This window comes from Mucilaginibacter celer (assembly GCF_003576455.2).
In the GTDB taxonomy this organism is placed as follows: Bacteria; Bacteroidota; Bacteroidia; order Sphingobacteriales; family Sphingobacteriaceae; genus Mucilaginibacter; species Mucilaginibacter celer.
The window spans coordinates 3,264,646-3,276,585 of the sequence record NZ_CP032869.1; the positions used below are offsets into that span (position 1 = coordinate 3,264,646).

Annotated in this window: 7 protein-coding genes; 2 read left to right on the forward strand and 5 right to left on the reverse strand. The window is 45.4% G+C overall.

Annotated features, from left to right (window positions below; genetic code table 11):
* The first annotated feature begins 385 nt into the window (after positions 1 to 385).
* On the forward strand, positions 386 to 895 hold the full coding sequence (locus HYN43_RS12995; protein ID WP_119409755.1) for a hypothetical protein: 510 nt from the start codon (positions 386 to 388) through the stop codon (positions 893 to 895).
* A gap of 81 nt (positions 896 to 976) precedes the next feature.
* On the opposite strand, the gene HYN43_RS13000 is transcribed toward HYN43_RS12995, so the two are convergent.
* From HYN43_RS13000 to HYN43_RS13010, 3 genes are all read right to left on the reverse strand, one after another.
* Positions 977 to 1,447, reverse strand: a complete 471-nt coding sequence (locus HYN43_RS13000; RefSeq protein ID WP_162996445.1) for a hypothetical protein — start codon at positions 1,445 to 1,447, stop codon at positions 977 to 979.
* Between the two features lie 433 nt (positions 1,448 to 1,880).
* A complete protein-coding gene (locus HYN43_RS13005) occupies positions 1,881 to 2,579 on the reverse strand; it encodes a head GIN domain-containing protein (RefSeq protein WP_162996446.1) in 699 nt (232 codons plus the stop codon).
* Positions 2,580 to 2,635: 56 nt separating this feature from the next.
* Positions 2,636 to 7,948, reverse strand: a complete 5,313-nt coding sequence (locus tag HYN43_RS13010) for an Ig-like domain-containing protein (protein ID WP_119409758.1) — start codon at positions 7,946 to 7,948, stop codon at positions 2,636 to 2,638.
* Between the two features lie 380 nt (positions 7,949 to 8,328).
* Here HYN43_RS13010 and HYN43_RS13015 point away from each other — a divergent pair, with 380 nt between their 5' ends.
* Positions 8,329 to 9,312: a metallophosphoesterase gene (locus HYN43_RS13015; RefSeq protein ID WP_119409759.1), complete on the forward strand. Its 984-nt coding sequence runs from the start codon at positions 8,329 to 8,331 to the stop codon at positions 9,310 to 9,312.
* Positions 9,313 to 9,415: 103 nt separating this feature from the next.
* Here HYN43_RS13015 and HYN43_RS13020 read toward each other — a convergent pair whose 3' ends face one another.
* On the reverse strand, positions 9,416 to 10,231 hold the full coding sequence (locus HYN43_RS13020; RefSeq protein WP_119409760.1) for a tyrosine-protein phosphatase: 816 nt from the start codon (positions 10,229 to 10,231) through the stop codon (positions 9,416 to 9,418).
* A 69-nt stretch (positions 10,232 to 10,300) separates the two neighbouring features.
* Positions 10,301 to 11,938 carry a SusD/RagB family nutrient-binding outer membrane lipoprotein gene (locus tag HYN43_RS13025; RefSeq protein ID WP_119409761.1) on the reverse strand — a complete coding sequence of 546 codons (1,638 nt, stop codon included), beginning with the start codon at positions 11,936 to 11,938 and terminating at the stop codon, positions 10,301 to 10,303.
* Between the last annotated feature and the right edge of the window lie 2 nt (positions 11,939 to 11,940).

An 11,940-nucleotide genomic window follows, 5' to 3' on the forward strand; every position in this document is an offset into this window, starting at 1 on the left:
CGCGACAGCCTTTTTGCCTATTGATTACAGCTCAAAACTATGCTGAATGCGGGCCGGCCGCAGGGGTGAAAACAGCTTATTTAAAGGGGATTTAAGGGTGGAATAAAGGTTGATTAAGGGGAGTTTGGAGGAGGCGAAAGTACTGTCGCATTTTCTTGCGCTCATCTGTGATGAGTGCAAGATAGTTTCCGGGCCCGGTCCGCTACTTGCTATATACCGTAAGCAGCGGCACGCACTCACGATATATCGTCATCAAAAAGTCACACAAAATCACAAAATACTCAATATCAACACTTTAAAACAATGGCATATACATTGGACAAATCATGGCACATCAAATTACAAATCACTAAAAAACAATATTTTAACCTTAAAACTCTTTATTATGCCAAACGCTTTATCAACATTCGGAGCCATTCATACCGCAATCAGCATTGTGGGAGTAGCGGTAGGATTTATGGCCTTGTTCCAGGATGGAAAGATCAGCCCAAAATCAAAAAACGGGAAACTGTATGCAGTATTTACCGTGCTGGCCTGCCTGTCGTCATTCCTGGTAATGAAAACCGGGCACCTCAGCAGTGCGCACAACCTGTCAATCCTCATCCTTATTTTACTGCCTATTGTTTATTACGCGCCTGCTTTACGCATATTTGGTGGCAAAGCCGATTATGTGCAAACCGTGGGCATGACAGCTACATTATTCTTTTCGCTTGTTCCGGCTGTGGTAGAAACGCTTACCCGCCTCCCGGTTGAACAACCTTTGGCCGACGGTCCCGATTCGCCGGTTGTTAAAACGGGCTTGCTCTCGCTGGTTACCATATTCACCGTGGTGATGATTTACCAGGCCATTAAATTGCACAAACAACGCAAGGCAGCCCTGAGCCCATCTATGTAATTTTTTCTATCGGTATATTTATTGGTTGAGGTCTTCCTGGTTTGGGGAGGCCTTTTTTATTTTCCCACCATTGCGGCCAGCTTACATCAATGGCAAAAGCCTCAAAAATGTAATGCGGGCAGCGGCACCATCTGTATCCGTATAATTTAATACAAGGTTTGGCCCGGTAATTTTATAGGTGGCCTGCTGAAAAATTTTAATGTTAGATGGCTCTTTGCTTAATACGGCTCCCTGCTGATTTATTGTTTTTTCGGTTATCGATATTTTTAAACTGTCGCCCTGGGTTCTGAACCGGCCGCTGTATACGGTATCTGTTGTTTCTCCATCAGCATAGGGCAGCTTGCGCGTTGCAACTGTACTATCCGAAAAAAAGTAAATATGTGTGCGTTGTTCACCTGTTTTCAAAGAAGTATACCAATCGCCCATGATTGATTTTACCGGTTCGGGCGGTTGCGGCTTATCTTTTTTGCACGCACTAAGGCATGTAGAAAACATGCCGGCAAGCAGCAAAAGGTTAATTGTTTTTTGTGATGATGGGATAGGTGTTTTCATAAACTTACAAAGTTTATAATTATTACGCATCAGGCGTATCAATCGCTACAGTTTTAAAAAATATTAAAACAAGGAGGTTGCACTATCAAACAACAGCTTGTAGCAGGTATCCGGATCCCGGGCCGTTTACCTGTATTTTCGGGCAAAAATTAGCGTTCCAATTTTCAAAAAAAAGGTGTTCCAATTTTAAAAACGGGTGTTCCACTTTTGTTTTTTAAAAAATATAACTAATTGATTATCAACACTAATATGTTCCAATTTAATAAATCAACATTTTCAACAAAATGCAACTATTTGATTATCAAGTATTTTTATTTTTAAAAAATACGCAAGTGTTCCACCTAAAAAAGTGGAACACCGGAACAAAAACAGAGCAAATACAAAAAAAGACTGCCGGCCGGCAGTCTTTTTCATACGCTATATAATGATTAAATTAATCGGCTTTGCTTACCCTACCCGATCCGGCATAGCGGGTTTCGCCAATAGTTGCCGAACCTGAATACACCACGCTGCCCGAACCTGCTATGCGGGCCGACACCTTTTTGCTGGCCATAATATTTACGTCGCCAGAGCCTGCAATTGAAGCCTCCACAGTTTCGGTACTTAACGATTTACCGTTGATTTGCCCCGAACCGCTAATGTGGCAATCGGCCATGCCGGTACTACCTTTAACATCAATCGAACCTGATCCGCTGATCCTCAGATCAAGTGTGCCTGATTTAACGGCTGTTTTAATATTGCCCGATCCGCTTAAGGCTATTTTAGCATTCTCGGCAGTCATCACACCATCAACAGTGGCATTACCCGAACCGCTGTTGGCCAAATAACCCACAGTTTTTGCCGAGATATAAATATTAGCCCGCTGAATGTTGCGGTGGTTTTTCCAGTGATCTTTAAACTCAACCTTCAGGATGCCGTTTTCTACCTCGGTTTTAATATCGTCAACAATATTGGCATCAACATCAAGCTTTACACCTTCTGTTCCGTCAATTTTAATAAATACATTGAATGGGCCGCCACAGGCAATGCCGTTATAGCCCGAAACATTACGGGTAACTGTTTGTGCCGAAGCAGTAAAGGCTACCGCTACAACAAGTAACGATGCCATCATTGAGCAGATAATTTTTTTCATAATCGCCTGTTTTTTGTTTATAAGACGCATGCTGCAGCAAAACGTTGCAATATATTTTACCGCAAAATAGTAACCGGGCCCGATAAGGGTGGTTTCCCGGTTTTCATATCGATGATATAAAAATAAGTGCCGGCCGGCAACTGCTTACCATTAAACAAACCATCCCAGGGGCTACTATACCCTACTGAGTGGAACAGCTTTTCGCCATAGCGGTTAAATACATCAACCGTGGTGCTTTCGTAAGCTATAAGGCCTTTAATCTCCCAAAAATCATTGATCCCATCGCCATTAGGGGTAAATGTATTGGGGATAGTGATATCCGGCGATACCTTGATCATCACCTCGCTTTTACCAACGCAGCCCAGTTTATCGGTTACGTATAGTGTGTAAATACCATCAACATCGCCGGTTAGTGTAGGTTCTTTTATCTTATTGTCATTTAGTCCTGTTGCCGGCAGCCACTGGTATTGCACATTTTCGTCGCTAACCGTAGGTGTTAAGGTTATGGTATGATTTTTTTGCACATACCGCACTCCACCTGCATTAACCGATGGCGGCGGCAAAAACGTTATGGTCATGGTACCGGTGGCAAAATAACATTGGCCGGGGTTATTGGCCGTAAGCGTCAGTTTTACCGAACCTTTTTTAACATCTTCATCCGAGGGCTGGTATACGGCCCCCTGCTCGCTTTCGGGAGATATAAAGGTACCGGTGCCGCTGGTTGTCCATTTTCCGCCGCCCGGCGCAAACACAGTACCATCCATTTTTACACTTTTTTGCTGTTCGCAAACATCAATGCTTTTGCCCGCATCCACACCCGGTATTTTACCGAAGGTGATAGTCATATCAGATGTTGCTATATCACAATCATCCTTACTGGTTGACGAAAGCGTAAGCACTACCGATCCGGCTGTTTTGTCCTTATCAGATGGTATGTAACGTGCTCTTTTTTCATTTTCAGAAGGCGAAAAATGCCCCGTGCCACTGCTCGACCATACCCCGGTGTTTGTTCCTCCCCCGATAATGCCCTCCAACTGAATATACTCGTCGGTAACGCAGGCACGCACATTTTTGCCGGCTTTAGCCGTTGGCGGATCATTAATAACAACCGTTGCCGTATCAGCTAAACTGGTACAGTTATTAACAGTAATATACAGGCTATAAATGCCGGCCATTTTTTTAGTGACATTTTTAATTACAGGATTTGGACCGGATGCGTTATAGTTATCAGGGCCTGTCCAACGGTAGGTAGCTTTTGCAACCGGGTCAACATTAAGTTTGATGTCGCTGTTTAAACACACCGGCGAGTTGGTCCGGATTTTTCTTTGTGGTATTTCGGGGTTTACTTTAACCAGGTAAGCAAAGGGAATCCCATCACAATCAAAAGCTTTTGGCGTTATCACATAAATAACATTAATGGCCGAAGCGCTTTTATTTACCAAAACCTCGTTAATTTTATTACCGGTTTGCGTACCCGAAGCCGGGTTGCTGATACCCGGAACTGCCGATCTGCTCCAGGTAAAGGTTGCCGATGACACGTTGGAAGTTATGGTATAATCCAAAGCCGATCCGCTGCAGGTTTCATCAGCTGCTTTACTGGTTATATTAACTGATGGATTAACAGTTGCCACCCATTTAAACGGTGGGCCGGAGCAATTGCTTGTCTGATAGTTAAATACATAGGTAACATCAATAGGTTTATTGGTGGTATTGTACAGCACCTCGCGGATAACATTGGCCATCTGCCCCCTCACCGCCAGGTTGCTGATACCCGGCACCACCTCGCGCGACCAGCTAAAGCTTACACCCGGAATATTAAATCCAACGGCGTAGTTACCGGTAGTCATATTACAAAGCTTGGAAGCCGGGTCGCTGGTAACCTGTGGCGAGGGATAAACCGTAACCACATAATTAAAAGGCTGGCCCGAGCAGCCGTTAACCACCGGTATTATGGTATATGTAACATCAACCGGATCGGCGGTTGCGCTGGTAAGCGTCTCGGTAATTTGTGGCGATGACTGATTGGATACCGCCGTGTTACTTATCCCGGCCACTGCCGCACGCGACCATAAAAAGGTTGTACCCGGCTGATCGGCCGTGATATCATAACTCTGCGCAACGCCACTGCAAATGATATTGGCCGATGCACTGGTTATTTTTGCCAGTTTGGTTACCGTAACATCAACCTTGGTCCGCTCGCTCACGCAGCCATCAACCACGGCCTGTACATAATAGCTTGTATTACTTACTAACCCTGGGGTTACATAAATACTATCAAGCGAAAGTAGTGTGCCGCCAACGGGAGCATCATACCACTGGTAAGTACCTTTTGAGCCCCGGGCGGTAAGCGTGGTGGGACTGCCCTCGCAGGCCACCAGGCTGCGTACTATGGGTGGCTGCGGCTGTTCGTTAACCCTTACAGTTACAGCCGTCATTTCGCTGATTAAATTACCTACGGTGGTATTTACATAGTAGGTTGTTGTTTGTGTAAGTGGCGGGGTAATAAAGTTTGGTCCGGTGGATAGTTCGGTACCGTTTTCGGCAGCATCATACCAATGGTAGGTGCCGCCCGGGCCCGTAGCAGATACTGTAGCAATGCTGCCCTTACAAGTTGATGTACCGGGGGCAGTAGGTGCCGGTAAACCGGTAGTTATATTAATAATCACTTTATCAACGCCGGGGCCGCAGGTTCCTGATGGATCATCGGTTGTGAGGGTAAGCGTTACCTGGCGTTCGCCCGCCGCGGGGGTATAAGTTGCGTCCCCCCGGTCAGGATCAGAAAACTTACCCAAACCGCCTGACCATCGCCCTCCGGCTACCCCAATTATACTGCCCGCCAGTTGTACGGTGCTTCCCGGTGCTACAGTTTGATCGGGACCGGCATCGGCAATAGCCCCCTGATCAATGGTAACTTTAGCCTTTTCTGAGCTGGCTATCGTTCCGTCGAAATTGTAAATGGTGTTCGTAACCTCGTAGGTTCCTGGTTGAGTTTTGGCTAAATTTATTTCGCCCGTGGCTGTGCTGGTAAAAGTTAAACCCGCTGGTGTAGCCGTAAAAGTGCCCGCGCTTGCATTAGGAAAAAACTTTGGCTGTGGATTAAGGCCGAACTGACAAAACGGCCCCCCGTAGGCAAACCGGGCATTCAATACCGAAACAATATTTACACCCGCGCTATAAGTTGCCGCACAAGACCCATTACTGGTTATCGTAACAATGTATTGGCCAGGCGCACTTGCTTTTACATCAATTTCGCCGGTGTGATCATCAACAAAAACCAGCCCGGCAGGCGATGAAGTAAAAGTGCCACCCGACGGATTATTAATTATCGGTTTGGGATTAGGGCTTTTAGGAGTAAAAGTTCCCGAAGGATATACAAATTGTGTATCATCTGTAGAGCTAATGTTAACCGTAACCGGCACCCGTTGGCTCACGCAATCGCCTACCCTGCTTTGAATGTAGTAGACAGTTTTCTCGGAGAGCTTTGGGGTTGTAAAATTACTACCCGTAAACAACGGCGTTCCGCCGGCAGGCACACCAAACCATTCGATAATACCGCTTCCGCCGGCTTTTAGTTGTGCCGATGTTCCCGAACAAACTGAGGTGCCACTTGCGACAGGCGGCGACGGGCGGGTTATCACATCAACTGTAACGGCTGTGCGGGGGCTCACACAATCGTTAACCGAGGTTTCGACATAATAAGTTGCCTGGGAAGTTAAATTGGGGGTAACATAAGTTGAACCTGTTGATAATAGTTTGCCGCCAGTAGCGCTATCATACCAGGCATAGCTGCCACTTGCGCCGGTAGCGGTAAGTACCGCCGCGCCGTTATAACAAACTGTAGTATTTGAAACTTTGGGTGCTGCAAGCGGTTTGATAACCGTAACCTGCACAGCAGTACGTGTACTGGCGCAACCATTGGCAGTTGCCTGTAAATAGTAGGTTTTACTTTCGGTTAATGCCGGTGTGGTATAATGGGGCGAAGCAGCCAGCAGTTTGCCTCCCACGGGGGCATCATACCACTGATAGTTTCCATCGGCCGGTGATGTTGTAAATAGTGAGGCCATCGCACCCGAACAAATTACAGCTCCGGCAGCAACAGGGGTGGCAACCGGAGGATTAACTGCCACTTTTACGGCTGCGCGCTCGCTTATACACCCTGCATTGCTGCGGTTTTCAACATAATAAGTGGTATTACTTGTAAGTGCAGGCGTATTAAAGGTGACGCCCGTTTTTAGCAGGCGGCCGCCAATGGCAGCATCATACCAGGCATAGGTACCCACCGGTTTTGCGGCGGCAGTTAAGGTTGTACCTGTATTGTAACAAACCGTAGCAGTTTGCGGTGCGGGCGTTTGCGGTATAGGGCTTACAAATACGGTTACCGGTACACGCGGGCTTTCGCAATCGTTAAGCTTTACCTGTACGTAATATGTTTTGGTGGCAGTTAATGCCGGGGTTGTATAGTCGGGACTCGAAATCAAGGAAACTCCGCCTGTTGGTACATCAAACCAATCAAAAAAACCCTCGGGCGCATCGGCATGCAAACTGGCTACCTGCCCCGAGCAAATATTGACATTGGTAACAACAGGTGTAGGCGGCGGCGGATTTACCCTGGCTATAACCGGCGTTGGCGCACTGGTACAGCCGTTAGTTGCGGCAACCACATAATAAATTGTTGTTTTAAGCAAGGGTGGTGTTCTAAACGACGGCCCCGAACCAACAACTTTACCTCCTGTTGCTGCGTCATACCAGGTATAACTATCGGCACCGCTGGCCAGCAAGGTAGCACCCCCCCCCGAACATACTGCAGCACCGGCCACATCGGGTTTGCCGGTTATGAAAACTGTTACGGCTGTGCGGGGGCTTGTACAGCCACCAACGGTAGTTTCAACATAGAAGGTTGTGGTGCCCATTATGGGAGGCGTAACGTAGGTGTCGCCGGTTTTTAAAAAGTTACCACTTACGGGTGCATCATACCATTGATAAACACCGCCCGAGCCTGTTGCAGTGAGCGTAGCCGGACTATTTTGGCAAACTACGGCGTTTTTGGCCGCAGGCGCTGCCGGCGTACTTGCCTCGCGCAGTGTAATGCCTTTGGCAACAGCTTTGCAGCCGGTGGTTTTATCAGTAACGGTTACGGTATAAGTGCCTGCTTTGTTAGCGCTAATGGTTGAGCCGGTTTCGCCGGTGCTCCATAAATAAGTGAAGGGCCCGGTACCAGCAGTAGTAGCGGCGGTTAACACCACCGAACTTCCCGAACAAATGGTGGTCCCGGGCGATGATATATTAACACTTAAGGCGCAGTTTTGTGCGCTTAAGCCAAATGGCAACGCCAGGAATAAAAATAATATAGTAAATAAACGCTTGCTCATGAAACCTTAAAAGCCTTTAAATCATATTAGTTAATTATAAGGTTGTCACAGACATTATTGCGAAGTATTTATGTTCAGGGCGATAAATAGCTTTACTATGCCGGTACAATTAATCAGGTGAGGATTTATACGGCTGTTTTGTTCAAATTGTTCAGTTTTGGAGGCCGATTGTTAACTTTTTGGAAATTTTCTTTCGAGATAAAAAATATCGCTTACCGATAAACCTTTCATTACCTGTAAGTTTGTTTTTACTGCCGGTAGAATCTCCCGACAACGGGGCATTAGGTTAACACAATGATTACCGTTACTTAAATATTTCTTATTACAGCAACTTGCCGCCTTATCTACCTTTGGCCCCTGGCAAACACCAACCATTTAAAATGAAACGCAGAGATTTTATTAAAAATACCACAATTACGGCGCTTGGCGCATCCATCATAACACCAATAACAGCCCTTGCAGGCGAAACCGTTACCCATTTTGAAAGTGACGATCTTTCACCATCGGCCGGTTTGAAAGATGAATTTAACGTGCATTTTATGGCTATTGGCGATTGGGGCCGCAACGGCGAATACGACCAGACCGAAGTAGCCAAACAAATGGGTTTGTGGGGGGCCGCCAATCCTAACGATTTTGTGGTATCTGTTGGCGATAACTTTTATCCGCTTGGCGTAATCAGCGAAAACGACCCGCTTTTTCACTATTCGTTCGAAAATATTTACACCGCACACTCGCTGCAATGTAACTGGTACCCTGTTTTAGGAAATCATGACTGGGGTGCCGATCCGCAGGCGCAGGTAAGATACAGCAAGGTAAGCCGCCGCTGGAATATGCCATCACTCTACTATAAAAAAGAATTCCCTTTAGGCAAAACCGGCGACAAAACGGATAAGTTATTAATGCTGATGATTGATACCGACCCGATGCTTCACGAAGACAAAAAGCAAATGGTTGAAGAGCAGATGGTATGGATTAATGAGCAACTGAAAAACGCATCGGCCGATGTAAAGTGGAAAATGGTTGTTGGTCATCACCCCTATTACACTGTTGGTCCGCGTATTAAAAATTATGATACGCTTACGATACGAGAAAAAATGGCCGGTATTTTTGAAAAATATAAGGTTGATGTTTACCTATCGGGACATGATCATTCACTGCAACACCTAAAACCTGAGGGATACACGCACCAGTTTATTTCTGGTGCAGGCTCGGAGCTTACTCCGGTTACCTCGGGCATACCCTATAGTAAATTTGAGGCTTCTGAACACGGGTTTATGTACTTTGCCATCAACAGCAATAAACTGCATGTTAAGGCTATTAACATGGCGGGTAAAGTTTTATACGAAACTACGCTGACTAAGTAAGCCCCTGCCAGCTAAGGGTGAACAAACAAATCCTTTAAATATAATGAAAGCCGGAACCAGCACATCTGCTCGTCCCGGCTTTTAATTAATTGGCGATATTTTCTTAATCCAAAAACTTAGCTCTAAGCGCTTTGATGTCCTTATCGGTTAACCCAATCTGGGTTTTAAGATAATTATCAATCGACCCGTATTGTTTTTTGATGGCTGTGAAAGTGGCGTCAAGGTATTCCTTTTTAACGCTTAATACATCTTTGGCCACGTTCTCATCAATTTTCATAAAATTCACCATGCCGTTAACAGATTTTGCATTTTCGGCTGCGCGATAATAGTTCGAAGCTTCATAGTCCTTCATAATAGTTTCGTACGGAACGCCTAAACTGTATAACAACAAGGCAGCACCTATACCGGTACGGTCTTTACCCGCTGTACAGTGAAACACCAGGCTCTTATCTTCCGGCATTGCCAGCAGCTTACCAAAAAATGGCTTGTACCTGTCGGCCAGGAATGTTGTATTGGCATAATAAGCTGTCATCACCGAGTCGCCATGGGTTGTTTTCCTCAGGCTTTGCATCATATTGCCGTTGGCATCATCACTGCCAGCCGGGCATAAAATATAATCGGTATTGGGGTTCATCCGGTCGGGAGCCTGTTTTGACTCTTGAGTGCCACGTAAATCCACATCATAAGCTATTTTACGTTCGGCTAAAGTGGCCAGATCCTGATCCGTTAATTTACTCATATCCGCGCTGCGGTAAACCTTTCCCCATTTTACGTGGTGTCCGTCTTTAGTGGCATAACCGCCAATATCGCGAAAATTTACAGCGCCTTGCAATTCAACCTTGCGTTTGGTGCTGTCGGCAATTTGAGCTTGCGTTTGCCCGGCAAGGCAAACAGATAATAACAATAGTAATTTTTTCATATCCGTTTTAAATGTAAAAAACAGAGGCCCGAAACCGGACCCCTGTTTAATTAATTAATCGTATGTATATTATTTAGTAAGCCACATATCCTTATACAAATCATCAGTACCGCCGTACTGGCTTTGTATAGCAGCGTTTACATTAGCAGTGTTATAAACCTTTTCGTCGGTTGGATACTGCCACCTGCGTGGGATCAGGTTATTTGATGTGCCTATACCCGGGCCTCCCTGTACCAATGCAGGGATGCCTGTACGACGCCAGTTGTAATATGCTTCCCAACCTGAGTTTTGGAACATCGAAACATACTTCTGGTTCAGGATCTGGGTTAAACCGGCAGCATTGTCGCCTGTATAAGCAGCAGCTGTTTTAAAGGCAGCAACATCTGCAGTAACTGTACCTAATGTATTACCTTTTATATCGCCTATAGTAAGGCTTTGACCATTGCTGATACCGTAGAAAGCTAATGACGCATCGATACCATTACCATACCATGTAGCGGCACTAACACCCGGCAACCAGCCACGGTTAGCAGCTTCGGCAATGTTAAAGCACATTTCTGAATAACCAAGGATAATGTATGGTTCCGGACCGGTTAATGATGAATAATACCTTTTAAAGCTTACAAACGAGTAAGGGCTTAATGCTCCTGTTGGCACACCTGCTGTTACTGCAGTGTTTAACTGTGTTTGGGTTAAGTTAATATCAGCACCAACATAAGCGCTGAAATCGCCGATTGATTTATTGTTTGGAGCGACAAGCTGTGCCGGCGATGGTGTAGCCACTACAAATGTACGTGGGTCTTTGTTATCAGTGGTAATTTTTAAATATACCTGGCCAATACTTTCATAAATGTTATAACCATCGGTAGGCGAGTGAGGATATGGGTTCAAGCTAACATATTTGAAAGCAAGGTTATCTGCATTAGCCGTCATGATAGGATAAGTATTCGGGTTACTTACAATAGCCGCAAATTGCTGTTTAATACTCAAATCAGCATTATCATCTGCACGTTTGCTCAGGCTTATCAACACACGTAATTTATAAGTATTGATCACTTTTTGCCATTGTGCATAAGTTAAACCATAAATATCACCGTCAACCAGTAATGATGAGTTGTTGGTTGATGTATTAGGTTTGATAGCGGTTGCTGCAATAGTGTTGGCAGTATCCAGCATGGCTAATACCCTTTTATAAACATCGTGCTGGCTATCGTATTTGGGTGTAAGCGTTGTAGTGTTACCTACATCGCTTGCAGGGATATCGCCAACGCGTTGAGTTAACCATACAAAGCTGTAAGCGCGCAAAAATTTACCCAACGCACCGTAAATATTGTTGTTGGTACCGTTTAAAGCTAATGCTTTTTGCTCCATGAAATTAGCATAACGAATCAAATCATATGCAGTTGCGCTGTTGCTCCAGATGTAAGCGTTCTGACCGCGGTAGTAAGCAAAGTTTGATACTGTGTACTGATTCCAACGCATTACCTGATCCCACGGACCTTCAAATACCGAACCCGGCCTGCCGTCAATAACACCACCGCCCTGGTACAAGCTGTAGGCTGCGTGGTTAAAGAATAATGACGGAGGAAGTAATGACGTAGCACTGTTTACGTTGGGGTTTGCCTGCAAACCATCCATTTTCTGGCATCCTGTAATACTTACCGCAAGTAGCGCAAGTATCAGGATAGAATATTTAAATTTTTTCATTT